This window comes from Streptomyces carpinensis, from assembly GCF_002154505.1.
Lineage (GTDB): Bacteria > Actinomycetota > Actinomycetes > Streptomycetales > Streptomycetaceae > Streptomyces > Streptomyces carpinensis.
The window spans coordinates 361-25,267 of sequence record NZ_MUBM01000103.1; the positions used below are offsets into that span (position 1 = coordinate 361).

At 70.5% G+C, this 24,907-nt stretch carries 20 protein-coding genes and 1 pseudogene; 14 read left to right on the plus strand and 7 right to left on the minus strand.

What is annotated here, in order from left to right; all coding sequences use genetic code 11:
- The 4 genes from BZY54_RS50885 to hutH form a co-directional block, all read left to right on the plus strand.
- On the plus strand, positions 1 to 205 hold a 205-nt coding region (locus BZY54_RS50885; protein WP_158103872.1), incomplete at its 5' end, for a hypothetical protein.
- A gap of 215 nt (positions 206 to 420) precedes the next feature.
- On the plus strand, positions 421 to 1,215 hold the full coding sequence (locus tag BZY54_RS15580; RefSeq protein WP_086725791.1) for an enoyl-CoA hydratase/isomerase family protein: 795 nt from the start codon (positions 421 to 423) through the stop codon (positions 1,213 to 1,215).
- A 121-nt stretch (positions 1,216 to 1,336) separates the two neighbouring features.
- Positions 1,337 to 2,488, plus strand: coding sequence for a GGDEF domain-containing protein (locus tag BZY54_RS15585; RefSeq protein WP_086725792.1), 1,152 nt, complete (start codon positions 1,337 to 1,339; stop codon positions 2,486 to 2,488).
- Between the two features lie 159 nt (positions 2,489 to 2,647).
- Positions 2,648 to 4,186: a histidine ammonia-lyase gene (gene hutH / locus BZY54_RS15590; protein WP_086725793.1), complete on the plus strand. Its 1,539-nt coding sequence runs from the start codon at positions 2,648 to 2,650 to the stop codon at positions 4,184 to 4,186.
- A gap of 22 nt (positions 4,187 to 4,208) precedes the next feature.
- On the opposite strand, the gene BZY54_RS15595 is transcribed toward hutH, so the two are convergent.
- Complete coding sequence (locus tag BZY54_RS15595) at positions 4,209 to 4,601, minus strand: cell wall protein (RefSeq protein WP_086725794.1); 393 nt, start codon at positions 4,599 to 4,601, stop codon at positions 4,209 to 4,211.
- Positions 4,602 to 5,172: 571 nt separating this feature from the next.
- Here BZY54_RS15595 and BZY54_RS15600 point away from each other — a divergent pair.
- The 3 genes from BZY54_RS15600 (at position 5,173) to BZY54_RS15610 (ending at position 8,831) form a co-directional block, all read left to right on the plus strand.
- The gene (locus BZY54_RS15600) at positions 5,173 to 6,435 is read left to right on the plus strand and encodes a L,D-transpeptidase (protein ID WP_208640668.1); all 1,263 of its coding nucleotides are present in this window, start codon (positions 5,173 to 5,175) and stop codon (positions 6,433 to 6,435) included.
- Positions 6,436 to 6,625: 190 nt separating this feature from the next.
- A complete protein-coding gene (locus tag BZY54_RS15605; RefSeq protein WP_086725796.1) occupies positions 6,626 to 8,104 on the plus strand; it encodes an ABC transporter permease in 1,479 nt (492 codons plus the stop codon).
- Between the two features lie 43 nt (positions 8,105 to 8,147).
- Positions 8,148 to 8,831 carry an ABC transporter ATP-binding protein gene (locus tag BZY54_RS15610; protein WP_086725797.1) on the plus strand — a complete coding sequence of 228 codons (684 nt, stop codon included), beginning with the start codon at positions 8,148 to 8,150 and terminating at the stop codon, positions 8,829 to 8,831.
- Between the two features lie 84 nt (positions 8,832 to 8,915).
- Here BZY54_RS15610 and BZY54_RS15615 read toward each other — a convergent pair whose 3' ends face one another.
- A complete protein-coding gene (locus tag BZY54_RS15615) occupies positions 8,916 to 9,863 on the minus strand; it encodes a helix-turn-helix transcriptional regulator (RefSeq protein ID WP_086725798.1) in 948 nt (315 codons plus the stop codon).
- A gap of 169 nt (positions 9,864 to 10,032) precedes the next feature.
- Here BZY54_RS15615 and BZY54_RS15620 point away from each other — a divergent pair, with 169 nt between their 5' ends.
- Positions 10,033 to 11,073, plus strand: a complete 1,041-nt coding sequence (locus BZY54_RS15620) for an NAD(P)-dependent alcohol dehydrogenase (protein WP_086725799.1) — start codon at positions 10,033 to 10,035, stop codon at positions 11,071 to 11,073.
- 1,049 nt (positions 11,074 to 12,122) lie between these two features.
- Positions 12,123 to 14,219, plus strand: coding sequence for a restriction endonuclease (locus BZY54_RS15625; RefSeq protein ID WP_208640669.1), 2,097 nt, complete (start codon positions 12,123 to 12,125; stop codon positions 14,217 to 14,219).
- Between the two features lie 42 nt (positions 14,220 to 14,261).
- On the opposite strand, the gene BZY54_RS15630 is transcribed toward BZY54_RS15625, so the two are convergent.
- A complete protein-coding gene (locus tag BZY54_RS15630; RefSeq protein WP_244217181.1) occupies positions 14,262 to 15,152 on the minus strand; it encodes a trypsin-like serine protease in 891 nt (296 codons plus the stop codon).
- 339 nt (positions 15,153 to 15,491) lie between these two features.
- Between BZY54_RS15630 and BZY54_RS15635 the strand changes: the two genes are divergently transcribed.
- The 3 genes from BZY54_RS15635 to BZY54_RS15645 are packed head-to-tail and all read left to right on the plus strand — an operon-like array spanning position 15,492 to position 19,202.
- Positions 15,492 to 16,022 carry a (2Fe-2S)-binding protein gene (locus BZY54_RS15635; RefSeq protein ID WP_086725801.1) on the plus strand — a complete coding sequence of 177 codons (531 nt, stop codon included), beginning with the start codon at positions 15,492 to 15,494 and terminating at the stop codon, positions 16,020 to 16,022.
- The gene (locus BZY54_RS15640; RefSeq protein WP_086725802.1) at positions 16,009 to 16,998 is read left to right on the plus strand and encodes an FAD binding domain-containing protein; all 990 of its coding nucleotides are present in this window, start codon (positions 16,009 to 16,011) and stop codon (positions 16,996 to 16,998) included. Before BZY54_RS15635 ends, BZY54_RS15640 begins: the two co-directional genes overlap by 14 nt.
- On the plus strand, positions 16,995 to 19,202 hold the full coding sequence (locus BZY54_RS15645) for a xanthine dehydrogenase family protein molybdopterin-binding subunit (RefSeq protein ID WP_086725803.1): 2,208 nt from the start codon (positions 16,995 to 16,997) through the stop codon (positions 19,200 to 19,202). The genes BZY54_RS15640 and BZY54_RS15645 overlap by 4 nt, the downstream gene beginning before the upstream one ends.
- Before the next feature lie 159 nt (positions 19,203 to 19,361).
- Here the strand turns inward: BZY54_RS15645 and BZY54_RS15650 are convergent, their stop codons facing one another.
- The 3 genes from BZY54_RS15650 to BZY54_RS15660 all read right to left on the minus strand — a co-directional run bounded on the left by BZY54_RS15650 (position 19,362) and on the right by BZY54_RS15660 (position 21,953).
- Positions 19,362 to 19,838, minus strand: coding sequence for a DUF4291 domain-containing protein (locus BZY54_RS15650; RefSeq protein ID WP_086725804.1), 477 nt, complete (start codon positions 19,836 to 19,838; stop codon positions 19,362 to 19,364).
- A gap of 420 nt (positions 19,839 to 20,258) precedes the next feature.
- Complete coding sequence (locus BZY54_RS15655; protein WP_167414001.1) at positions 20,259 to 20,834, minus strand: hypothetical protein; 576 nt, start codon at positions 20,832 to 20,834, stop codon at positions 20,259 to 20,261.
- A 435-nt stretch (positions 20,835 to 21,269) separates the two neighbouring features.
- A complete protein-coding gene (locus tag BZY54_RS15660; RefSeq protein WP_086725806.1) occupies positions 21,270 to 21,953 on the minus strand; it encodes a hypothetical protein in 684 nt (227 codons plus the stop codon).
- A gap of 142 nt (positions 21,954 to 22,095) precedes the next feature.
- On the opposite strand from BZY54_RS15660, the gene BZY54_RS51650 reads away from it, so the two are divergent.
- A complete protein-coding gene (locus BZY54_RS51650) occupies positions 22,096 to 23,331 on the plus strand; it encodes a hypothetical protein (RefSeq protein ID WP_167414000.1) in 1,236 nt (411 codons plus the stop codon).
- A 54-nt stretch (positions 23,332 to 23,385) separates the two neighbouring features.
- On the opposite strand, the pseudogene BZY54_RS15670 reads toward BZY54_RS51650, so the two are convergent.
- Positions 23,386 to 23,541, minus strand: a pseudogene (locus BZY54_RS15670) (DUF4291 family protein); the annotation flags it as partial.
- A 585-nt stretch (positions 23,542 to 24,126) separates the two neighbouring features.
- On the opposite strand from BZY54_RS15670, the gene BZY54_RS15680 reads away from it, so the two are divergent.
- Positions 24,127 to 24,903 carry a DinB family protein gene (locus BZY54_RS15680; RefSeq protein ID WP_086725830.1) on the plus strand — a complete coding sequence of 259 codons (777 nt, stop codon included), beginning with the start codon at positions 24,127 to 24,129 and terminating at the stop codon, positions 24,901 to 24,903.
- The last annotated feature ends 4 nt before the right edge of the window (positions 24,904 to 24,907 follow it).

The following is a 24,907-nucleotide window of genomic DNA, read 5'->3' on the forward strand; positions in this document are numbered from 1 at the left end:
TGTCCGTGCCGTCCTGCGGGCGGGCACCTGCGCCGGTGTCCGTGCCGTCCTGCGGGTCGGCACCTGTGCCGGTGTCTGCGTCGTCCCGTGCGGCGCCCTCCCGAGCGGGGCCTGGAGCGGTGCCGGTGTCCGTGCCGTCCTGCGGGCCTGGGTCGTCCTGCTGAACGGGGGTCGCCTCTATGCCCGTGCCGCCCTGTGGAACTGAGGTCGTGTCCTTCGTCATCGCCGTCCTCCCGGTGCGCGCCCCCTGTGCGCCGTGGCGGACGCACGTTATGCGGTGGCGCGCCGGAGTTCGCGCGAGTTGGGCGGGAAATCACCCGAACGGGGGGCTGGCCCTGGACACCGACCCCCTTTCCCTACGGAGGCGCGGCTGCGATGATCGGTGCGGACGTTGTTAACCCGCGTTAACCGGAGGGTGTCATGAGCGAGGAGCGGTTCGGGGAGTTCGTGCTGGTGCGGCGGCACGACCACGTCGCGGAGCTCGTCCTCGACCGGCCCAAGGCCATGAACGCCGTGTCGACGGACATGGCCCGCTCGATCGCCGGGGCCTGCGCCGCGCTCGCCGCCGACCGGGACGTGCGCGTCGTCGTCGTGTCCTCGTCGCACGAGCGGGCGTTCTGCGTCGGGGCCGACCTGAAGGAGCGGAACTCCTTCAGCGACGCCGACCTGGTGAAGCAGCGGCCGGTCGCGCGCGGGGCGTACACCGGCGTACTGGAGCTGCCGATGCCGACGATCGCCGCCGTGCACGGGTTCGCGCTCGGCGGGGGCTTCGAGCTGGCGCTGTCCTGCGACGTGATCGTGGCCGACCGTACGGCCGTGGTGGGGCTGCCGGAGGTGTCCGTCGGAGTGATCCCCGGCGGCGGCGGGACGCAGCTGCTGCCCCGCCGGGTGGGTGCCGCGCGGGCGGCCGAGCTGATCTTCACGGCGCGCCGCCTGGAGGCCGCCGAGGCGCACGAGCTGGGGCTCGTGGACCAGTTGGTGGACGAGGGCCGGGACCGGGCGGAGGCCCTGGAGCTGGCCGCCCGGATGGCCGCGAACTCGCCGGTCGGTCTGCGCGCGGCCAAGCGCGCGCTGCGCCTCGGGCACGGGCTGGATCTGCGGGCCGGACTCGAGGTGGAGGACGCGGCATGGCGTGCGGTGGCGTTCTCGGCGGACCGGGCGGAGGGCGTGGCCGCCTTCAACGAGAAGCGCGCACCGCGCTGGCCGGGTGAGTGACGACGACTCGCGGCGGCCGGCGGCTGCGCCGGCCGTGTCCCCCCGCGGGCATCGATGGATGCGGCCCACCGACAGATGCATCAATGTCCCGGAATGCGCAAAACATCCCTAGCCTGGGGTAATGGGCGAGAACAGGCGGCTGGCCGCCGTCGTGGCGTTGGCGCAGGGGATGGCCGCGGCGCACACTCCGCGTGAGTCGTGGCGGGCGGCGGCGCTCGGTGCCTGCCGGGCGCTGGAGGGGAGTTTCGCCGCGCTGTCGGTGTGGGAGCGCGAGCGTGGTCGGCTGCGGGTCCTGGTGAACGTGGGGGATCGCGCGCCCGAGGAGGAGGAGTTCCCCGAGGATGAGACCTACCCCGTGCACCAGTTCCCGGAGATCACCGAGTTCCTGCACGAGCGGTGGGCTTCCGGCGGTGAGCCCGACGCCTGGGTGGAGACCGCCGAGGGGTCCGCGGCCGGCCGGTCCGGCTACTGCCACCAGCGGGTCGCGGCCCTGCGCCGGCGCGGTCGCGGCTGCTGCGTGGTCGCGCCGATCGTGCAGCACGGACGCGCCTGGGGCGAGCTGTACGTCGCCCGCTCGTCCGGCGACCCCTTCTTCGACCGGGCCGACTCCGACTTCGCCACGGTGCTCGCCGCCGTGGTGGCCGCGGGCCTCGCGCAGACCGAGCGGCTGGAGGAGGCCCGCAGGCTGGCGTTCACCGACGCGCTCACCGGGCTGGCCAACCGCCGTGCCGTCGACGTCCGGCTGGAGGAGGCGATCGAGCGGCACCGCGAGGACGGGACGGTCGTCAGCCTCGTCGTCTGCGACCTCAACGGCCTCAAGCGGGTCAACGACACCCTCGGCCACGCCGTCGGCGACCGGCTGCTGGAGCGGTTCGGGTCCGTGCTGTCGCTGTGCGGGGCGATGGTGCCCGGCGCCCTCGCGGCACGCCTGGGCGGTGACGAGTTCTGTCTGCTCGCGGTGGGGTCGTCCGCGGACGAGGTGGTCAAGGCGGCCGACGAGCTGTGCCGGCGCGCCGCCGAGCTGGAGCTGGGGGAGGGCGTCGCCTGCGGGGTGGCGTCGACCGAGGACGCGATCGGGCCGGTGCGGTCGGCCCGGCGGCTGTTCCGGCTCGCCGACGCCGCGCAGTACCGGGCGAAGGCGCTGCGCGCCGAGCGGCCGGTGGTCGCCGGCCGGGAGGGACCCGAGGATCCGGTGGTCCGCCTCGCCGACGAGCCGTCTCCCGCGCCGCAGGGTCGGGCCGAACGGCGCCGCTTCCGTGGCCGCCGGGCGTGAGGTGCCCGATGCGTCCGGCGCCGGGCGTGAGGGCCGCAAGGGCGCCGGACGTGATGTGCGTGGGGCCGTGGCGCGGGTCACCCGGGAGGTAAGGGGGGGCGCACCCGTCACCCACTAGTGACATCTTCGCATTCACTGCGTACGCTCCTGAATATGGATATGCACACTGTGGTGGTGGGGACGTCCGGTGTCACCGCGTCCGACGTTCTCGCCGTGGCGCGCGGCGGCGCACGGGTCGAGCTCTCCGGGGAGGCGGTGGCGGCCCTCGCGGCGGCCCGGGAGACCGTGGAGGCACTGGCGGCCAAGCCCGATCCCGTCTACGGCGTCAGTACCGGTTTCGGTGCCCTGGCGACCCGGCACATCAGCCAGGACCTGCGCACCCGGCTGCAGCGCAACATCGTCCGCTCGCACGCCGCCGGCATGGGCCCGAGGGTGGAGCGCGAGGTCGTACGGGCCCTGATGTTCCTGCGGCTGAAGACCGTCTGCTCCGGCCGCACCGGCGTGCGCCCCGAGGTCGCGCAGACCATGGCCGACGTCCTGAACGCCTCGATCACCCCGGTCGTGCACGAGTACGGCTCCCTCGGCTGCTCCGGCGACCTGGCCCCGCTGTCGCACTGCGCCCTCACACTCATGGGCGAGGGCGACGCCGAGGGCCCGGACGGGACCGTCCGCCCGGCGGCCGAACTCCTCGCCGAGCACGGCATCCAGCCCGTCGAGCTGCGCGAGAAGGAGGGCCTGGCCCTGCTCAACGGCACCGACGGCATGCTCGGCATGCTGGTCATGGCCCTCGCCGACCTCGACACCCTCTACAAGTCCGCCGACATCACCGCCGCCCTCAGCCTGGAGGCGCTCCTCGGCACGGACAAGGTCCTGGCCCCCGAGCTGCACGCCATCCGCCCGCACCCCGGCCAGGGCGCCAGCGCCGCCAACATGCTGGCCGTTCTGAAGGGTTCGGGTCTCACCGGCCACCACCAGGACGACGCCCCGCGCGTCCAGGACGCCTACTCCGTGCGCTGTGCCCCCCAGGTGGCGGGCGCCGGCCGGGACACCATGGCGCACGCCCGCCTGGTCGCCGATCGTGAACTCGCCTCCGCCGTCGACAATCCGGTCGTGCTGCCCGACGGCCGGGTGGAGTCCAACGGCAACTTCCACGGCGCCCCGGTCGCCTACGTCCTGGACTTCCTCGCCATCGCGGCCGCCGACCTCGGCTCCATCGCCGAGCGTCGCACCGACCGGCTGCTCGACAAGAACCGCAGCCACGGCCTGCCGCCGTTCCTCGCCGACGACGCCGGCGTGGACTCCGGCCTGATGATCGCTCAGTACACGCAGGCCGCGCTGGTCAGCGAGATGAAGCGGCTCGCCGTACCGGCGTCCGCTGACTCCATCCCGTCCTCCGCCATGCAGGAGGACCACGTCTCCATGGGCTGGTCGGCGGCGCGCAAGCTGCGCACGGCCGTCGACAACCTGACCCGGATCATCGCGGTCGAGCTGTACGCCGCCACGCGCGCCATCGAGCTGCGCGACGGTCTGATCCCGGCTCCCGCGAGCCGGGCGGTCATCGGCGCGGCTCGCGAGGCGGGCGTGGGCGGGCCCGGCCCGGACCGCTTCCTGGCCCCGGACCTCGCCGCCGCCGACGCCTTCGTGCGCGACGGCCGCCTCCTCGCCGCGGCCGAGACCGTCACCGGCCCGCTGCAGTAGGGGCGAAGGAGCGCCGGGAACGTCAGAGGCCGAGGCGTTCCCGGCGTACCGAGTACACGACGAAGCCCGCGCCGACGGCGAGGAAGAGCGTGCCGCCGACGACGTAGGGAGTGGTGTCGACGCTTCCGGTGTCGGCGAGTTCCGTGCCGCCCTCGGACGAGGAACCGGCCTGGGCGGCCACCCCGTCCCGGGGCGCCGACCCGGCGCCGGACCGTTGCCCGGCCGTGACCGCCCGCGCCGCCACGGACGTCGAGGCGTCCCGCCCCTGCTCCCCGACGTGTGCCGTCGACTCCACCGCGGTCACCGCCGCTCTCGCCGGCGCGTCCGTCGCGTTCGCGGAGGGGACGAACCACAGGGCGCCCAGCAGGGTGCCCGCGGCGGTGGCGGTCAGCAACGTGCGGCGAGCGGATGACACGGAATATCGATCCCCTTGTGGCGCTGGCGAATTGGCCGTGTGGGCTGATGTTAGTGAAAATCGCGGGTCACAGGAAAGTCACGGGAGGTTTGTGTCTCCGGGCAGCGTGTGACTGGACATGCGGACGAAGGGCAACGCAGGACAGGAAAACGGGAGATCGGCGGGAGGCGCCGAGGCCGTGTGACGGAAGACACAGCGGCAGTCTCGTGGAATCGGCGGATCCGTTCGTACTGATCGGGGAACGGGTGGCGGCGGAGCCGTGGCGGACGCCCGGACCGGCATCCCGCCGGCCGGCGGGCCGGCGGCCGGGCGGCTCCGGATCGTGGCCCGACCAGCACAGGGCCGGCACCGGGCCCGCCGACGGGGCCGGTACCACCCCCGGTTCGCGGTACCGGGGGCCCGGCGAGGATGATGGCGACCGGCACGCGCACCACTCGGCATCCACCCACCCGACCGCCCCCGGCGGACGTGGTGAGGCCCACATCTGTGCGGCCTGGGGAACCGGACGAAACGGTCTTAGCGTTGATGATTCGTGACGGGGGACGCGTGGGGTCTCGGGGTTTTCGTAGCGATGGAGAAGCGTTTGATGACGAACAGTAAGCGGCGCAAGGCCCTGTTGGCCTCGTCCGCACTGCTCGGTGGTGTACTGGTGCTCTCGGCCTGTTCCGGCGGCGGCAAGGCGGCCGACGGGAAGGGCGGCGACACCTCCCAGGCCAAGGCCGACAAGGCGGCGGCGCAGGAGTCGTCGGAAGCCCAGATCAAGATCACGCCGGCGGACGGCTCCGACAACGCCTCCATCAACAACTCCGCCGCCGTCACCGTGGCCAAGGGCACGCTGACCGCCGTCACCATGACCACGGCCGACGGCAAGGCGGTCCCGGGCGGGATATCGGCCGACAAGACGAGCTGGAAGCCCAGCGGCCAGCTCGAGCGCGCCACCACCTACAAGGTCTCCGCGACCGCCACGGACGCCAAGGGCCGCGCCGCCCACGAGAACGCCTCCTTCACCACCGTCGCCCCGGCGCACAGCTTCATCGGTTCCTTCACGCCGGACAACGGCACCACGGTCGGTGTGGGCATGCCGGTGTCGATCAACTTCGACAAGGCGATCACCAACAAGGCGGCCGTCCAGAAGGGCATCACGGTCACCTCCTCCAGCGGCCAGCAGGTCGTCGGCCACTGGTTCGGCGCCAACCGCCTGGACTTCCGGCCCGAGCAGTACTGGAAGGAGAACTCCACCGTCACGCTGAAGTTGGCCCTCGACGGGGTCCAGGGCGCCCCGGGTGTCTACGGCGTCCAGCAGAAGACGGTCACCTTCCACATCGGCCGCAACCAGGTCTCCTACGTCGACGCGAAGACCAAGCAGATGAAGGTCACGCAGGACGGCAGGACCATCAAGACCATCCCGATCTCCGCCGGTTCCCCCGAGCACACCACCTACGAGGGCCGGATGGTGATCTCGGAGAAGTTCCAGCAGACCCGGATGAACGGCGCGACGGTCGGCTTCAAGGACTCCGACGGCAAGGGCGAGTACGACATCAAGGACGTGCCGCACGCCATGCGCCTGACCAGCTCCGGCACCTTCATCCACGGCAACTACTGGGGCGGGCCGGGCGTCTTCGGCAACGTCAACACCAGCCACGGCTGTGTGGGCCTGCAGGACGCGAAGGGCGCGAACGACCCGAGCACGCCGGGCGCGTGGTTCTACAACCACTCGCTGATCGGTGACGTCGTGGTCGTGCAGAACACCGGTGACAAGACCGTCCAGCCCGACAACGGCCTCAACGGCTGGAACATGAGCTGGGCGCAGTGGACGGCCGGCTCCGCCGCCTGATCCACCGTCAACCCACCGCCGATGCCGCCCTCCGGGGCGGCATCGGTCGTCTCCGGGCGCGGCGGCGTGCGCGTCGCGGCGGTGGCGAAGCCTCCCCGGGCGCAGACAGCGCCCCTCGGAGGCTCTCTTCTCATGGTTCTCTGATGCGGGCCTTATCCCTTCATCACGGTGCGTCCCTACTTTGCGGCGCATGTTCTTCACCTACCTGAGGCGCGAGTTGCGCCGCCGCAGAAAGGCGGCCCTCGTCGTCGCCTCCGGCCTCGCGTTGGGCATCGCGCTGGTCATCGTGGTCAACTCCGTGTCCAACGGCATGGGCAAGGCGCAGGACAAGGTCCTGCAGTCGCTGTACGGCCTGGGCACGGACATGACCGTCACGAAGGCGGCGAGCCCGACCGGCGACAGTGCGCAGCGGCCGCGCTTCAAGTTCGACGCCAAGGGCGACGACGACAACTCGACGCAGAGCAACGATCTGGTCATGGCGCAGGGCTTCACCACCCTGCCCTCCTCGACGGTCACCAAGGTCGGCTCCCAGAACGGCGTCTCGTCCGCCGTCGGCGGGCTGAGCCTGCGGGTGGTGAAGGTCAGCGGCCAGTTCACCCGCGGCAAGTTCCAGCAGGAGGGCGGTGCCGGGCAGTTCGGGCGCCCGAACGCCCAGCAGTCGCCGCAGGGCAAGGTCACCGGCGGTGGCGCCGACTTCGACGTCAACCAGTACTCGGTCTACGGCACCGACGTCACCCAGCCGGCGCTCGGCCCGCTGACCTCCTCGAAGATCACCAGCGGCCGTACCTTCAAGACCACCGAGACCGACGCGAAGGTCGTCGTCGCCGACTCGGCGTACGCCAAGGAGAAGGAACTCAAGGTCGGCAGCACGGTCACCGTCAAGAACGTGAAGTACGAGGTGATCGGCATCGCGACCGCCGACAGCGGCGACGCGGCGGCCAACCTCTACATGCCGCTGAAGCAGGCGCAGACCATCAGCGACAACAAGGACAAGGTCACCACGGTCTTTGTCAAGGCGACCGACTCCCAGCAGATCGACTCCGTCAAGAGCGCCATCCAGAAGAACGTCTCGGGGACCACCGTCACCACGTCCGCCGACCTGGCGAACACCGTCTCCGGCTCGCTGTCCACCGCCTCCGGTCTCGCCACCAACGTGGGCAAGTGGCTGTCGATCGCGGTGCTCGTGGCCGCGTTCCTGGTCGCCGGGCTGCTGACCTCCTCGGCGGTCTCCCGCCGGGTCCGCGAGTTCGGCACGCTGAAGGCGCTGGGCTGGAGGTCGGGCCGGGTCACCCGGCAGGTGGTCGGCGAGGCCGTCGTCAACGGGCTCGTCGGCGGCGCCCTCGGTATCGCGCTCGGCCTGGCGGGCGCCTACGCGGTGACGGCGGTCAGCCCGACCCTGCAGGCGCAGCTCGGCACCTCCGCCGGCGCGGCGGACCGTGCCGGCGGAGGCTTCGGCGGCGGCGGCGGCTTCGGTGGGGGCGGGGGCTTCGGCGGCCCCGGCCGGCAGGCCGCGAAGTCCCTGGAGGTCGCGCTCACCGCACCGGTCAGCCTCACCACCATCGCCGTGGCGGTCGGCCTCGCCGTGGCCGGTGGCCTGATCGCGGGCGGGTTCGGCGGCTGGCGGGCCTCCCGGCTGCGGCCGGCGGACGCGCTGCGCCGCGTCGAGTGACACCCGCGCCGCCCCACCCCGTCACGCACCCCAGGAGAGCACCATGTACGAACTCACCGGCGTCACCAAGCGCTACACCCGCGGCAAGGAGACCGTCCTCGCCCTCGACGGCGTCGACCTGACCGTCCCCGACGGCGACCGGCTGGTCATCCAGGGCCCCACCGGCGGCGGCAAGTCCACACTGCTGCAGATGCTCGGCGGCCTGGACCGGCCCACCTCCGGCGAGGTCGTGCTGGACGGCACCGACATGGCCCGGCTGCCCGAGGCCAGGCTCACCAGGGTGCGCAGCGAGAACATCGGCTTCGTCTTCCAGTCCTTCAACCTCATACCGACGCTGACCGCGCAGGAGAACGTGGAGACCGCCCTCGTACCCCTCGGGATCAAGGCGAAGGACCGGCGCGAACGGGCCGCCGAGGCGCTGAAGTCGGTCGGCCTCGGCGAACGGCTCGGCCACCTGCCCGGCGAGATGTCCGGCGGCCAGCAGCAGCGCGTCGCCATCGCCCGCGCCCTGGTCAAGCAGCCCAAGGTGCTGCTCGCCGACGAGCCCACCGGCAACCTGGACGAGTCGACCCGCGACGAGATCATGGACGTGCTCGAACGCATGTGGAAGGAGCACGGGCTGACCTTCGTCATGGTCACCCACGACTCCACCCTCGCGAAGAAGGCCCCGCGCCTGGCGACCATCCGCAAGGGCCGCATCACCGTCAAGGACAACCCGCAGGCGTGATCCCACGCCGAGAAAGCCGGCGCCCCGCGGGCGGCGTTCGCGACGGTGCGAACGCCGCCCGCCGGGGCATTCGGTCAATCGACCCTAGCTTCCGGTGCCCGCCCGGGTGGCGTCCGTGCCCCAGCTGGCCAGCAGGCGCAACGCCTCCGCCGACGGGGAGCCCGGCTCGGCGTGGTAGACGACCATGGACTGGTCGGCGTCGTCCGCGAGCTTGAACGACTCGTACTGCAGGGCCAGTTCGCCGACCAGGGGATGGCGCAGGCGCTTGACGCCGTGGCTCTTCTCCTTGACCTCGTGGGCGGCCCACAGGCGCCTGAAATCCTCGCTCTTGACGGACAGTTCGCCGACCAGCGCGGACAGCCGTGGGTCCTCCGGATAGCAGCCGGCCTCCATGCGCAGCCCGCACACCACGTCGATCGCCTTCTGCTCCCAGTCCAGGTACAGATCCCGGTACTCGGGCTTGAGGAAGACCATCCGCGCCCAGTTGCGCTCCAGTGCCGACAGCTCGGACCAGTCGCCGAAGACCGCCGCCGCCATCCGGTTCCACGCCAGCAGCTCCGAGCGCCGCCCGACGACGTACGCCGGGACCCCGTCCATCGTGTCCAGCAGCTGGCGCAGCGAGGAACGCACCTGCTGGGTCCGCACGGTCTGCTTCTTCTTGTGCTTGGGCTTGGCCAGATGGGTCAGGTGGGCGTGCTCGGCGTCGGTGAGGCGCAGCGCGCGGGCGATGGAGTCGAGGACCTCCGCCGAGACGTTGCGCCCGTTGCCCTGTTCCAGGCGTGTGTAGTACGCCACCGACACACCGGCCAGCTGGGCCAGCTCCTCCCGGCGCAGGCCCGGCACCCGGCGGTGGCGGCCGTAGTGCGGCAGCCCGACGTCCTCCGGCTGGAGCCGGGCGCGGCGGGTGCGCAGGAACTCGCTGAGCTCGGCCCGCCGGTCCAGACCGGCACGGGCCTCCGTCGAGGTCGCCGGTGCGGTGCCGGGCACGGTCCCCGGCCGGGTGCCCGGCGTGAGGTGGGCCATTTCGTCCATACGTCCAGTATCCGTGGTCGTACGTACGGCAGCCTGACCCCGCCAGTAGTAGGAACCGCGAACGTAGGCAGAGCCGTGACCTGGGTGAACGCCCACAGGCGAGGCACTGTGGAGAACGTGCCCGGCCAGAAGGCGGCCGGGTGCGACAACCGCTAGGAGAACCCTCGTCATGACCACCGTCGCCGCGTACGCCGCACCGGCCGCCAAGGCTCCGCTGGAGCGCACCACCATCGAGCGCCGTGCCGTCGGCGAGTTCGACGTGCTGATCGACATCAAGTTCGCCGGCATCTGCCACTCCGACATCCACCAGGCAAGGGAGGGCTGGGGAGAGGCGATCTTCCCGATGGTCCCCGGCCACGAGATCGCCGGCGTCGTCTCCGAGGTCGGCCCCGGCGTCACCGGGTTTGCCGTCGGCGACCGCGTGGGCGTCGGCTGCATGGTCGACTCCTGCCGCGAGTGCGACAACTGCAAGGACGGCCTGGAGCAGTACTGCGCCAAGAGGCCGACCTGGACGTACAACGCCGTCGGCAAGGACGGCGAGCCGACCTACGGCGGCTACTCCGAGAAGATCGTCGTCGACGAGAACTACGTCGTCCGCATCCCCGACGGCCTGTCCCTGGACGTGGCCGCCCCGCTGCTGTGCGCCGGCATCACCACGTACTCCCCGCTGCGCCACTGGAACACCGGCCCGGGCAAGAAGGTAGCGGTCGTCGGCTTCGGCGGTCTCGGCCACATGGGCGTCAAGATCGCGCACGCGCTCGGCGCGGAGGTGACGGTCCTGTCCCAGTCCCTGCGCAAGCAGGACGACGGCCTGCGCCTGGGCGCCGACCACTACCACGCCACCAGCGACCCGACGACCTTCGAGAAGCTGGCGGGCACCTTCGACCTGATCCTCAACACGGTCTCGGCCCCGCTGGACTTCCCGGCGTTCCTGTCCCTGCTGCGCACGAACGGCGCGATGGTGAACGTGGGCCTGCCCGAGGAGCCGGTCCAGATCCCGCTGTCCGGCCTGTTCGGCAACCGCCGCAACCTGACCAGCTCCAACATCGGCGGCATCCGCGAGACCCAGGAGATGCTGGACTTCTGCGCCGAGCACGGCATCGGCGCCGAGATCGAGCTGATCGGCGCGGACCAGATCAACGAGGCGTACGAGCGGGTCGTCGCCAGCGACGTCCGCTACCGGTTCGTCATCGACGCGGCGACGATCTGACGCCCACGGGCGCCGCGGCCGCCCCTGGCCGGGCTCACTGGCCGGCGTCCGCAGCCGGCATCAGTGGGCGGCGTCCCTGAACGGCGTCCGGCACGCCCGGCACCCGTGGGACCTCGGTCTGGCCCTCGGCGACGCCGCGCAGACCATCCGGGGACCGGACGTGAGCCTCGCCGACGTCTCCTGGCCGGCCGCCGCGTACGTGATCGGGCACGTCGGCCGCGAGCCGGCCTTACGGCTCCTCGGCACGGTGGAGCGGCTGCGCGGCGGACGGCACCGGGCTGTCCTCGGCGCGCTGCACGGGGAGCTCGAGACCGTCTACGGGCAGGCGGCGCTGCGCCGCTGCCTGCGGACGCACCCTCTGCTCAGGCACGTGCTGACCACGGCCGAGGACACCGCGTCACGCTCCCGGAACCAGCGGCGGCCGGGTGACGTACTGCGGGTCGGAAATGTCTGGAGGACGCAACGGTCCCCGTCCACCCGGTACGCCGGCAGCGTGAGCGGCAGGGGCCCGGACCCCGAGGGGAAGGCACGCGTCAACGCGGTGATGCTACGCCGTCGCTCCGCGGGCCGGCTGGGTAGCGCCCGGCCGGTCGTCTCCACCCGCAGCGGGCGGCTCCCCGGAGCACTCCTACTGCTGTCGGCGCCCTCGGGATCGGAGTGCCAGACGGTGAAAGCTCCGCCAGGCGCCGCCTGCCCGCGTCCCGGTCGAGCGTCTCCAGCCGGCCCCCCACCCGCACCTCGGCCGCCCGCACCTCGGCCGGCCGCGCCCGGTCGAGCTGCGCCCGGATGTGCGGACGGAACCGAGCGGCGAAGTCGTCGAGACACGTCACCTCGAGACCCCCTCCCAAAAAGCCACCCACTGGCTCTCCGGGCCGTGCGGCGCCGGGAGACACGCGCGCCACCGGCATTCCGCGGCCGTCCCGTTCCGCGGCCGGCCTGGCTGAGGATCCGACAGCGATTGCTGGATAGAGTCGTCTCGTGACAACTGGTTGTGGGGACAACCAAGGCCGCCCTCGCGCGGCCGCTGTCCTGGGGAGGGCTTGCAGTACATGAGTCGTCGCTCTTCTGGCTTCGTCGGCATCTGGGCCGAGATGCAACGACAGCAGCAGCGGCAGCGGGAGGCCGAGGCCAGGCAGCGAAGGCAGGAGGCCCAGCAGGCGCGCGCCTACCAGCGGCAGGCGGCCCAGAGCCACCGCGAGTACAGGCAGGCGGAGGCCCTGCGCCGCACGGAGGAGCTGGACGCCCAGGTCGCCGCGCTGCAAGGGCTGCTCGCCTCGGGCTGTGGGGCTCCGGCCTTCAGAGCGTCCACCCTCCTGCTCCCCGAGGAGGTCGAGCCCTTCGACCCGGGAGAGTTCGCACGGCCCGTGCCGATGCCGGACTTCCGTGCCTACCAGACGCAGAGCGGCTGGACCGCGAACCGCCGGGCCCAGGCGCAGGCGGAGGCACGGGCGCGCTTCGACCAGGACTGGCAGGCCGCCCAGGAGGCGGAGGCCCGGCGGCAGCAGCAGCTGGTGTCGTACCAGCGGGAGTACCAGCAGTGGGCGGACGCCCGACTGGCCGAGATCCGTCGGCACAACGCCGGTGTCGTCGCGGTCACCGAAGGCGTACGGCGCCGGGATCCCGAGGCCGTCGTCGAGTACTTCACCGCCGCTCTCTACGCCTCCACCGCCTGGCCCGAAGGATTCCCGCGGCAGGTGGCGGCGGCCTACGACCCGTCGGCTCTGCAACTGGTCGTGGACTGGGAGCTGCCCGGCTTCGGCATCGTTCCCGAGGCCAAGTCGGTCCGGTACCTTTCCGGAGCCGATCAGCTCAAGGAGACCGCCCGTCCGGTGAGCCGGCGCCGCGCCCTGTACAAGGAGGTGCTCGCGCAGTGCATGCTCCTCGTGCTGCACGAGCTGTTCGCCGCGGACGAGCCGGAAGCGCTCGAGTCGGTGGTCCTGAACGGGTTCGTGGACGGGCACGACCCCACGACGGGACGGCCGGGGCACATCGTCCTCGCCACCGTCATGGCTTCGCGCTCTACCTTCCTCGACCTGCACCTGGCCCAGGTGGACGCCGGAAGCTGCCTGGCCGACGGACTGCGAGGGCAGCTCTCCGCTCGCCCGGACCAGCTCACACCCGTACGGCCGAGCCGGCGGCCGCACGACGTCGGCCACCGGGTCGTCGCCCACGGCGGCGACGACGAACCGGACCTGTATGCCATGGACCCGATCGAGTTCGAGAACCTCGTCGCCGATCTCTTCCGCGCCATGGGGATGCAGGCGGTGACGACCCAACGCTCGGGCGACGGTGGCGTCGACGTCGACGCGCTGGATCCGGCGCCGATCCGAGGGGGCAAGATCGTCGTCCAGGTGAAGCGCTACCGCAACACGGTGCCTCCCACCGCCGTGCGCGACCTGTACGGGACCGTCCAGGACGCCGGTGCCAACAAGGGCGTCCTCGTGACGACCTCGGGATTCGGCCCCGGCGCGCACGCCTTCGCGCGCGGCAAGCCGCTGGAGCTGATCTCGGGCACCGAACTGGTCGACCTGCTGCACCGCCATGGGCTGAGCGGCCGACTGGGCGAGACCGGCCGTGGGACCACGGCCCAGCCGGTGCCGTCGGCGCCGGCCCCGCAGCCCGGGCCGCCGGAACCGCCGGGTTCGGACAGTCCCCTGACCGAGGACCACAACATCCTGGGCATGGCGTGGAGCGGCAGCGTCGCCCTGGACGTGTGCGCGCTCGTCTGCCGTGGCAACCGCGTCCTCAGCGACGACCACTTCGTCTTCTTCAACAACCCGCGCACGCCCGACGGCGCGGTGCGGGCTCTTTCACCCGCCGCGCCCGACCGGGCCGCGATGGCCGTCTCCTTCGACGGCCTGCCGGACGCGGCCGACCGGCTCGTGCTCGTGGCCGCCGTCGACCCCGAGGCCGACCCGGACGCCGATCTCTCCGGTTTCACGGACGCGTGCATCCGCCTGCTCGACTCGGGGGCGGCCGAGCTGGGACGGCTGGAGGTCTCCGACGGCCGGCCCGGTGAGACGGCCCTGGTCCTCGGCTCGTTCCGGCGAAGGTCCAACGGGGACTGGGACTTCGTCCTGGGCGGCAAGGGCTACCCGGGCGGCCTGGAGGCACTCGTTCGGGACTACGGCATCGAGGTGGAGTAGGCCGGCCGTGACGGCGCTCGACGCCACGGCCGGCCCGGACCGTCAGGGCAGCTTCACGAACGGGGACAGGAAGGCGCGGGCCTCGGCGGTGTCGAGGCGGTAGGCCACGTTGGTGGCGTAGCAGGGGCTGTCACCGGTGATCGTGGTCGCGGCGAGGATGTTCCTGCCGCCGACGACCGCGAAGTTGGGGCCGCCCGAATCGCCGTAGCAGGCACCGCCGTTGCCCTGCGGTGCGGTCATGGCCAGCCGGATCCAGGCCTTGTTGAGGGCGTCGAAGGTCAGGGGCGCCTTCATGCGCACGCCTCCGCCGGGATGGGTCTGCCCGCCCGGCCCGTTGACGGCCTCCTGGGTGCCGTACCCGGCGACGAACCAGTCGGTGTCGTTGAGCCCCTGCGGGCCGAGCGCGTCGAACTGGCCGGCGGTTGGAAGCGTGGCGGGCGTGAAGGTCCAGCGCGCCTTCATCTTCTGCGCGGGCAGATCGATCACCGCGATGTCGTGCGGGTCGGAGGCGGGGCCCGGGTAGGCGGGGTTGGTGTGGGCGACGCCCTCGACACCGACGGCACCCGCCTGCGCGGCCGGATCGCCGGGGTACTTCTTGGCGGCGGCGTCGAGTCCGGCCTGGACGTTCTGGTCCAGGGACACGTAGAACCTGACATTCGCCGGCCAGTCCGTGGTGCAGTGGGCGGCGGTCAGGAAGGTGTCCCTGTCGATCATGGTGCCGGAACAGACCCAGTCGACGCGGTCCGGGGTCGCCGGGTTCCCGTCGGCGTCCCAGGTGGCGACGAGGGCGCCGACCTCGGTGCGCTCCGGCGCGGGCGTCGCGTTGTAGGAGTTGATCGCGGACGAGGGCAGCGCCGTCGCGAGCACGGCGGCGCAGGCGGCCGCGACGACGGCGGTGGTGCGAGCCATGGTGGTGGCACGTCGCTCGATCAAGAGAAGACCCTTCGGATGGGTGGGACGGGTGTTCTCCTGCGGGGGGTGTGAGGCGTGATCAGTGAACCGTCTGCGAACGACCACGACAAGAGGCCGGTGCCCGCCTTCGTCCACCCGTCAGCTCGCCCGTGCCGTCCTGGCGCCCCTCGGATCGGGTCGCATGCCGGATCGGGTCGCATGCCGGTCCGGGTCGTCCGTGATCGGACCGCATGCCGATTCGGCAGATGGGCTTATATCGTGACATGAAGCGATGAATCTGCCCGTAGCGGTCGAGCGGGCCCCCCGGTCCGCCCCTGTGGGGCTGGAGCGGTGTGCGACCCGTCCCCAGGAGGACGCGAGATGACGGACGTGGCGAGCAGGCGGGACGCGGGCGAGCGGCCTGCGCCCCCGGAGCGGGTCGTGACACTCACCGTGAACGGGCGGTCGTACGCCTTGCGTATGGACACGCGGGTCACCCTGCTGGACGCGCTGCGCGACCGGCTGGGTCTGGTGGGCACGAAGAAGGGCTGTGACCAGGGCGCCTGCGGCGCGTGCACCGTCCACCTGGACGGCCGGAGGGTGCTGGCCTGCCTGACTTTGGCGGCTCAGGCCGAGGGCCGGGCGATCACCACCATCGAGGGCATCTCCGGCACCGACGGTCCGCACCCGGTGCAGCAGGCGTTCATGGAACACGACGGCTTCCAGTGCGGCTTCTGCACGCCCGGGCAGATCATGTCCGCGGTGGCGCTCATGGCCGAGGGCCGGGCCGGCTCGGACGAGGAGATCCGGGAGTTCATGAGCGGAAACCTGTGCCGGTGCGGTGCCTATCCCAACATCGTGGCGGCGATTCGCGAGGCGGCCACCCGGGGAGGTCACGATGCGCGCCTTTGACTACGTCCGGGCCACCGACACCCGCGAGGCGGTGCGGTTGCTGGCAGACGATCCGGCGGCGTCCTGCCTCGCGGGCGGCACGACACAACTGGACCTGATGAAGGACGGGATCCTGGAGCCGCCGCGGCTGATCGACATCACGCGGCTCCCCCTGCACGGCATCGAACACCGTGGCGAGTCCGTGCACGTGGGTGCGCTGGTCACCATGGAGGAACTCGCCGCCGACGCCACGGTGGCCGAGCGCCTGCCCATGGTGCGCGAGGCCCTGCTGCTGGGTGCGTCGGTGCAGTTGCGGAACATGGCCACCATCGGGGGCAACCTGCTTCAGCGCACCCGATGCCGCTACTTCCGCGACCCCACGGTCGGCGAGTGCAACAAGCGCTCGCCGGGCTCCGGCTGCGCCGCGGTGCAGGGTGCGGCGCGCATGCACGCCGTGCTCGGCGCGAGCGAGCGGTGCATCGCGCTGCATGCCTCCGACCTCGCCGTCGCCCTGGTGGCACTCGACGCTGTCGTGCACATCCAGGGGCCGGCGGAGTCCCGTAGCGTGCCGCTGACGGAGTTCTACCTGACGGCGGACGTGAGTCCCGAGCGCGAGAACGTCCTGGAGCATGCCGAGCTGATCACCGGGGTCGAGATCCCGCTGCCGCCGTCGGCCGCCCGGTCGGGCTACCTCAAGGTCCGCGACCGGGCATCGTACGAGTTCGCCCTCGCCTCGGCCGCGGTGCTGCTGGTCGTGGAGGGCGGCACGATCCGTCAGGCCCGGGTCGGCCTGGGCGGCGTGGGGACGAAACCCTGGCGCGCTTACGAGGCCGAGCACGTGCTGACCGGGGCGCCCGCCACGACGGCCACGTTCCTCCAGGCGGCCGAGGCGACCATGCGCGACGCCTGGACCGTCCCCGGAACGGAGTTCAAGGTTCCGCTCGCCCGGCGCACCCTGGTGCGCGAGCTGCAGAACGTCTCAAGGGTGATGGCATGAGCACCGTCGAGAGCAGGCCGCGGATCGGCGCGGGCGTCAACCGGGTCGACGGCCCGCGCAAGGTCACCGGCACCGCCCCCTACCCGATGGACTTCAGCGTTCCCGGCCAGGCCTACGGCGCCCTGGTGCAGAGCACCGTCGCCGCGGGCCGGATCGTCCGCATGCACACCGAGGCCGCCGAGGGCGCCCCCGGTGTGATCACGGTCATCACCCACGAGAACGCCCCGAAGGTCGGGACGGGACCCGTGACGGTCCTCGGGGCGTCACCGCCTCCACCGCTGCGCGACGACCGGGTCGTCCACCACGGGCAGCACATCGCCTTCGTGGTGGCCGAGACCCCGGAGCAGGCCACCGCCGCGGCACGCCTGGTGCGGGCCGACTACGAGGCCACGGAGCCGCTGCTGGACCTTCAGGACCCGCGGGCCGAACAACTCGTCGACCCGTGGGGGACGGACACCTCCCGTGGCGACAGCGCCGCGGCGCTGGAGTCCGCCGAGGTGACCCTCCGGGCCACCTACACCACGGCAGACAACACCAACAACCCCCTCGGGCTGTTCGCGACCCTGGCGGCGTGGGAGGGCGAGACCCTCACCGTGCACGACACCAGTCAGTGGCCGTCGATGGTGCGCACCTGTCTCGCCATGGTCTTCGGCATCCCCGAGAGTTCGGTGCGGGTCCTGGTGCCCTACGTCGGCGGGGGCTTCGGCGCCGGGCTGCGCGCGTGGCCGCACGTGATCCTGACCGCCATGGCCGCGCGCATGATCAAGCGACCGGTCAAGCTGGTCCTGACCCGGCCGCAGATGTTCACCTCCGTCGGGCACCGGCCCAGCGGGGTGCAGTGGCTGAGCGTCGGCGCCACGCGCGACGGCGAGCTGGTCGCCCTGGACCACCGCAGCCTCAGCTCCCTGAGCATGGAGGACAACGACTACGAGCCTTTCGCCTGGGCCTCCTCCTTCGCCTACCGCTGCCCCAACGTGACCACCCAGGACCGGCAGGCCCGGCTGAACGTCGCCGTGCCCACGTCCATGCGCGCCCCGGCCGAGGCGCAGGGCAACTTCGCACTGGAGTCGGCACTCGACGAGCTGGCCCACAGCCTGCGCATGGACCCTCTGGAGCTGCGGCTGCGCAACCACACGGACGTCGACCCGCGCAACGGGCTGCCCTGGTCCGGCAAGGCGCTCCTGGAGTGCTACGAGGTCGGCGCGCGACGCTTCGGCTGGTCCGACCGGAACCCCGAGCCGCGCTCCATGCGTGACGGCAACTGGCTCGTCGGCTACGGCATGGCGAGTGCGCTGTTCCCCTATTTCGCGCAGCCCTGCGCGGCGCAGGCGACCGTCAACAGGGACGGCAGCGCGCTGGTGCGCAGTGCGGCGACCGACATCGGCACCGGCACCTACACCGTGATGGCCCAACTGGCCGCCGAGGAACTGGGGCTGTCCCTGGACCTGGTCCGCTTCGACCTGGGCGACTCCGACATGCCCAATGCGATGATGGCGGGCGGTTCCGGCCTCACCGGCGCGCTGGGCAACGCCGTGCACGACGCCTGCCGACGACTCGTGCGCTCGTTCGCCGAACTCGCGTGCGGCGACGCCGACTCGCCCCTGCTGGGCTTCTCCCCGGACGACGTGGAGTGCACCGACGGGAAGGTCCACCCCGTGGGCCGTCCGCACCTCGGGGAGTCGTACGCCGACATCCTCGCCCGGCACGGGCTGTCCGAGCTCACGGCGAACGGGAACAGCACGCCGCCGGTCGCCACCGAACTGGGCATGTCCCTCGCCGGCGCGTACGGCGCGAAGTTCGTGGAGGTCCGGGTCGACGCGGATCTCGGTCTCCTCCGGGTGGCACGGGTGGTCTCGGTGATCGACGGTGGCCGCATCCTCAACGAGAAGACGGCGAGGAGCCAGATCATCGGCGGGACGGTCGGCGGCATCGGTATGGCCCTGTTCGAGGACACGGTCACCGACCCGCGCACCGGACGCATCGCCAACGGCACGTTCGCCGACTACCTGGTCGCGGTCAACGCCGATGTCCCGGAAATGGACGTGGTCTTCGTCGGCGAGCCCGACCGCGGTACCGCCACCGGCACCAAGGGCGTCGGCGAGGTCGGTCTGGTCGGCATCGCGCCCGCCATCGCCAACGCCGTGTACCACGCCACCGGAAAACGCCTGCGCGAGCTGCCGATCACCCTGGACGCCCTGCTGTGAGCCGGGGTGACGGCTGTTTCCCGAGGTGAGGTTCCGAAGCCCGTGGGTGGCTGTCAGGCCGCGGCCTCGGCCACGCCGATAGGGCGGACACCCGTCCCGACGAGCCGGTGCCGTTATGTGCTTCGCCGGCGGCAGCCTGCCGTTCGGCGAGTGTCCCGGTCACGGGCGCAGGTGCGCCGTGAGTTCGTCTCCGGCGGGGTAGGGCCGCTCCTGGGGCAGCAGCCGGGCCGCGGAGTCGAGGTCGCCGTCGCCGACGAGTGCGTGGATCTCGTGGGCGAGCGGAGTCACGTCGCTGATGGAGACCGTCCACTCGTCCGCGTATCGCCGTGCGGCCTCACCGGAGAGCCCGAGTTGCAGCGAGCGGTAGGGCAGGGGCCGCAGGCGCAGATCGCGCTCCGGGTCCCACTGGACGCGGGCCGGCGCACGCTTCAACTCGCGTTGCCACGCGCCGCGGTCGGAATGCAGCCCGCGTACGTAACTCGACATGCACGCGTTGCGCAGCGCCCACTCGAAGCCGTCGCGAGCGATCTCGACGGCAACCACGGTCTCCTGCCCCGCCTTCGTGCCCCAGCCGCAGCGGTACATAATCCAGAGGAACGAGGGTTTGATCCACGTCAAGCCGCGCCCACAAACCATTCGTCGAGCTGTGACCAGAACCCTCACCGGTCTCAGTAGCGACGACCGGGGGGCCAAGTTGACTGCTCCGCGAGCAGCTCATTCGGCTCCATCAAGTGCGCAGCACCGTGGCGTTACCGCTTGCTCAGGTAGACGATCACTCCCATGGCGACGGGAACGCCGAATGTTCAGATCCAGGGCATCGGATGGCTGTAGTTCCACGTCCGGCCGCACCCGATGCGTTTGGGAACGGCAAGCCGTGGATCACCCCTGTTGATGTAGAAGATCCCATGCCAATGGTGATCGTCGTCCCGACTCACGCTGGCCCCCAACTATCCGACCGGCGGGGACAAACCTACCTCGTAGGAGAAACCACCAGCCGGTGAGGGTTCCTGGTTACAGCACGAGACCACACCAGGTGGCCGGCCCCAGACAACAACATCATTCACCACTACCGCGGCTGTGGCCTGGGTCGCGAGTCCACAGGGACAGACCGCTGCTCGTCGCTACGGCAAGGGTCTGACCGGAAGGCGAGAACCCAGCGGCACGTAGCTCGGAGTAGTTGGAGTGGAAGATGTGCCACCAACGCTCCTCGTGCGGACCGGAGTGCGGCAAACCGCCGTCCCGGGAGAGCAGGACACGCTCGTTCGGCCAGGCCGGAGCAACGACCTCCAGCTTCCAACCGTCTCCGCTGGTGGTGTGCAACCCTCCTCCGAAAAGCCCGGCGATGCGCACCCTGCTTCCGGCGACCGGTCCCAATCCAGGACACTGCAGAGCGGGATCCGCGTCGGGACTGCTGTCCTCGGGGTCGGCGTCACGATCCCGCGCGATCTTCTCTCCCGTGACGGCGTCGAAGAGACCGTGACCGTCGTGCGAGACGACCATCACCAGGTCCTGGCCGGTGCCGGGGTGCGAGGCGAAGCCGATCCCGATAAGTCCGCCGACCGGGGCGTAAGCGCTGCGCCGCCAGGGCTCGGGGGCCTGTACCACCGGGGCAGCGAGAAGCCTTCGCCTCATCGCCTGCTGGTAGGGGGAAAGCTCCGGTTCAGGCCCTGGCTGCTCAACCGGAGGTTCGTTCTTCGTCCACTTCGCCACGCAGCCATGATCCATACTTCGGCGGGTTCGCCCAACCGAGTTGACACAGGCCAACACCCAGCAACCAGCCCCCGGTCTGTCAGCGCGGCTTGATGACCAGGAAACTCGACCTGACCGGGGTAATCACGCGCACTGAGGAGAGAGACTCAGGCGGGGCAAGCGAGGATGAGGTAGCTGCCGCGTTGGCCGCTGTCGGTGCGTTGAGGCGTCGCCAGCCAGCTCCGCAGCGAGGGTGCAACGCCAGGAACCTTGAACAACCGCTCATAGGGAAAGTAAGTCTGCGCCGGCCGTAGACCTTGGCGCGATGGTGTGGCCTTCTGAGCCCCCTTCCTCGATCAGCAAGCGGCTCAGTGGCCTTTAATCCGTGTCCCTCCGGTAACAACCTGAAGAGCTGCCGGACGAGGCGAACTTGGGCAGGTCGTTGCGGAAGAAGCGGATCGTCTGGTCCGGTGGCTGTGGATTTTGCAGCTCATTGACAGCTGCCGCAGAAATGATCAGGCAGAAACTCTTGGTCAAGGGAGTGCGATCCCCTGAACGAAGCAGCTCAAGGGAGCCTTCGTACCGGCCCGCCTGGTACATCCAGTTGTCGGCACGGAACTGGAAGGATGGCTGTTGTGGTTTGTCTTGACTGACAACAAATGGGGCAGGATCGCCACTCCAGTGGTTATTTACCGTGTCCGTAGTCGGATCGTAATACCACGTGTCGCTTTCCTTCCAATAAAAGACCGGGCGCTTCGAATGAGAGATTGAGTCACTAGGGGTAAGCTCTAAGTGCGCGTCACGAATCACTTCGACATTCTCGCTCTTAAATCTGGTGGAAACTGTCGGCTGCACGTAGAATCGCACATCGTTTCCGAGCTTTTCGAGGCGAAAAAGATGAGGAAGCGCCATATCGACGTTAGGTTGGCGCTGCAACTCAGCGAAGTTGTAGAGCGAAATGGCCAGGGCGACGACAGCTGCGGCCGTTGCAGACCACTTGTGCACGGCCTCGAATCGTTGCCTCCCACGAGACCTCGCCGGCCCCGCCGCAGCCTCTTCCATTCCCCTACTCTCCGCGAAGGACGCAGTCTTGTGCGTGTTGCATTACTCCGTATGGCGTTCACGGGGCCCCGCCGCAACCGACTGGGCTGGAGCCTCGACTTCGGCTCGCCGGCGACGCACACGAGTCTGTCAACGCGGCTTGATGACCCACGTCAAGCCTCGCTCGCAAACCTTTAGCCCAAACACCGGAAGCCGACACCCGGTGATCAAGGAAGATGTGCACATGCTTGATCGGTCTCCCGCGCTGTCTCCGATGTCACTCGTGAATGACGTGCAGGCGTATGCGCTCTGCGGTGACAGGGCGGCCGCAGAGAGTTTCCCCTTCGGCAGCGCCACCGTCGTCATCGGCAACGCTGGGACGGTGATTGTCGTGGAAGCAGGCGACGCACTCGACAGGAGCTGCGTGTGGAACGCCGACGAAGTCCGGCTCCTCGGTCCCGCGCCACCGCCAGTCAAGGAAAGACTCGTGGGGCGGCCCTCGGCGTTGGGTGCGGACGAGGCGAAGTTGCCCATTCATCTGATGGTCCGGGTCTCGGAGAGCCTCGTGTACCTCGGCACCGGATCCGCGACTCGGACCACCACGGTGCTACCTACGGGCTGCAACGAGCACGTTCTCACCGACTGTGCCGTGCGGCTCGATTCTCCCCTGAGCAAGCTCGACCTGGACCAAGTCCGTCCTCTCCTCCCCCCGGCGAACCTCCCGAGCCTGGAATGGCTCAGCCACGTGAACGGCGACAGGGCCAGCGCGCTCGAACAGTTCATCGCCGGCTGGTATCCCGCTACGTCCGAGACTCCCGAGCCACCCTCAGCTCAGGCACCTGGCCGAGACCTGCCGGACGGACTGCGGCAGTTCTACCAACTGGCACAGCACCGCCCAGGCTCCCTGGGAGCGCAGAACCGAATCCTTCCCGCTTCCGAACGCCAGACCGACCCCAGGGGAGAGATGCTCGTCTTCGGCGAGGAGAACCAGCGATGTTTCTTCTGGTCGCTGCTGTGGACGCTTGACGGTCTCGAAACCGATCCGACCGTCTGGTTCCGTGAACACGACGAACCTCCCATCGCCGAGCAAGAGCCGCTCAGCGGCTTCCTCATCCAGTTCTCGCTCTTCGAAGCTTCAATGGGCGCCGACTACGTGGCACTGTCCCGCCAGCTCACCGCGCAACAGGTGAACCGGCTCACCGAAGGGCTCCACCCCGTGCCCCTGCGGCCTTTCTGGCCCTGGGCTCCCACGCGCTTCTACGTGGCCCCAGGGCTCGTCCTGCACGTCTCGGACGAGGGAGGTAACGACGATTTCCGCGCCTGGGCCGGCGCAACCCACCGGAGCGCTCTCGCCCCGCTGACCGAGGCCGCGGTCGAGTGGGTCGAGTTCGACGGCTGACATCGCGTCGACGCGTGGCCGCCCTCGGCCGGGCAGAGACGGGGGCTGCGAACGCGGCTTGATGACCCACGTCATGCGGTCCCGCTTCCACGCGGCGGGGAAACGGCCCAGGCGAACCGCGGGCATGCCGATCTCGGGGGAGTACGCCTGATAGACGGTGATCGTGGACACCGTGTAGAACGCACGGATCCTGCGCTGCGGTTCTTCCATGGAGCACAGGGTGAGGCCGACGGATCCTCGTCGGCCATTGATTTTCACTGCGGTCGACCTGACGGGGTGCCGGATCTTTCTCCTGGATCGTGTCCATGACGGCCTCGTGCCTGTCCGCGCCCCTATGGGCTGTGAGCGCGGCGAAGGACCGGCATTCGGCGAAGCGTCTCGCGCGGGTGATGGCGCACCGCGGGAGCAGTCCAGCAGCAGCCGTGCACGATCTGGCGAGTGCCATCGCCTCCGCGCCCGAGAACCCCGAGCCCTATACGGTTCTTGCCGAGTTGTGGAGGGACAGGCTCGGAGCTGGCCGAGGTCGTTCAGGGTGCCGACTCCTTGAGCACGGTACCGGGGCAGTCATACATCAGCTTCCTCGAGGGTGACATGGACGGTCCGGCGCTGGCGATCGGATCGGTCACGGGTGTGCGACCCGACATCGCGTGGGCGCACGCTCCCTGGTTCAGCGATGAACGATCAGCAACTCCAGGTGCCTCGGAGTCAGCGGCGGTCAAGTCCGCGGTCGTGGCGAGGGAGATCTGCAGCTCGCGGGCCCCCGGTGGACAACTCATCAGCCCTAGTCTGAGCACCATGAGCGACAGTGACTTCACCGGCTTGCGCGGTACGGAGTTCGAGCGCGCGGACATGACGGGGGCGCGGTTCACCACGGTGAGCCTGAACGAGGCGACGTTCCGGGCGTGTGAGTTAAACCGGGTCGTGATGCGCGGTGTCGAGATGGTCGACGTCACCATCGACGGTGAGATCCAGAACCTCGTCGTCAACGGAGTCGACGTCGTGCCGTTGCTGGAGGCCGAGCTGGACCGCCGGTACCCCGACCGCCGCAAGTTCCGGCCGGACACTGCCGAGGGGTTTCGGGATGCCTGGGACCTCGACGAACGGCTGTGGGAATCGACCGTCGCGCGGGCGCGCCGGCTGCCCCCGGAGCTGCTGCACGAGTCGGTCGGCGGCGAGTGGTCGTTCATCCAGACCCTGCGCCACCTGGCGTTCGCCACCGAGTCGTGGGTCGGCCGCTGCATCCTGGGCGATCCCAGCCCTTGGCACCCGCTGTCCCTGCCGTGGGACCAGATGGGTCCCCGGCCGGGAGTGCCGCACGACCGTGACGCGCGCCCGTCGCTCGAAGAGACGCTCGCCTTGCGGCTGGAGGCGATGGCGATCATGCGGCGCGTGGTCGACGGCCTGACCGACGAGCAGCTCGACAGCCGGACCGAGCCGCTCGTGGGTCCCGGCTGGCCGGACGAGGGTGAGACCTTCCTCGTCCGCGAGTGCCTGCTGGTCGTCCTCAACGAGGAGTGGTGGCACCGCATGTACGCCGAGCGCGATCTGGCCGTCCTCGAGGAACGGGGCTGACGCC

Coding starts and splice junctions, on each gene's coding strand:
- BZY54_RS15625 (WP_208640669.1), top strand. CDS start 12,123: ATGAGTCGTCGCTCTTCTGGCTTCGTCGGCATCTGGGCCGAGATGCAA.
- BZY54_RS15650 (WP_086725804.1), bottom strand. CDS start 19,838: ATGGTTTGTGGGCGCGGCTTGACGTGGATCAAACCCTCGTTCCTCTGG.
- BZY54_RS15680 (WP_086725830.1), top strand. CDS start 24,127: ATGAGCGACAGTGACTTCACCGGCTTGCGCGGTACGGAGTTCGAGCGC.
- BZY54_RS15655 (WP_167414001.1), bottom strand. CDS start 20,834: ATGAGGCGAAGGCTTCTCGCTGCCCCGGTGGTACAGGCCCCCGAGCCC.
- BZY54_RS15580 (WP_086725791.1), top strand. CDS start 421: ATGAGCGAGGAGCGGTTCGGGGAGTTCGTGCTGGTGCGGCGGCACGAC.
- BZY54_RS15615 (WP_086725798.1), bottom strand. CDS start 9,863: ATGGACGAAATGGCCCACCTCACGCCGGGCACCCGGCCGGGGACCGTG.
- BZY54_RS51650 (WP_167414000.1), top strand. CDS start 22,096: ATGACCCACGTCAAGCCTCGCTCGCAAACCTTTAGCCCAAACACCGGA.
- BZY54_RS15640 (WP_086725802.1), top strand. CDS start 16,009: ATGCGCGCCTTTGACTACGTCCGGGCCACCGACACCCGCGAGGCGGTG.
- BZY54_RS15605 (WP_086725796.1), top strand. CDS start 6,626: ATGTTCTTCACCTACCTGAGGCGCGAGTTGCGCCGCCGCAGAAAGGCG.
- BZY54_RS15610 (WP_086725797.1), top strand. CDS start 8,148: ATGTACGAACTCACCGGCGTCACCAAGCGCTACACCCGCGGCAAGGAG.
- BZY54_RS15660 (WP_086725806.1), bottom strand. CDS start 21,953: ATGGAAGAGGCTGCGGCGGGGCCGGCGAGGTCTCGTGGGAGGCAACGA.
- BZY54_RS15600 (WP_208640668.1), top strand. CDS start 5,173: ATGGAGAAGCGTTTGATGACGAACAGTAAGCGGCGCAAGGCCCTGTTG.
- BZY54_RS15620 (WP_086725799.1), top strand. CDS start 10,033: ATGACCACCGTCGCCGCGTACGCCGCACCGGCCGCCAAGGCTCCGCTG.
- BZY54_RS15645 (WP_086725803.1), top strand. CDS start 16,995: ATGAGCACCGTCGAGAGCAGGCCGCGGATCGGCGCGGGCGTCAACCGG.
- hutH (WP_086725793.1), top strand. CDS start 2,648: ATGCACACTGTGGTGGTGGGGACGTCCGGTGTCACCGCGTCCGACGTT.
- BZY54_RS15585 (WP_086725792.1), top strand. CDS start 1,337: ATGGGCGAGAACAGGCGGCTGGCCGCCGTCGTGGCGTTGGCGCAGGGG.
- BZY54_RS15635 (WP_086725801.1), top strand. CDS start 15,492: ATGACGGACGTGGCGAGCAGGCGGGACGCGGGCGAGCGGCCTGCGCCC.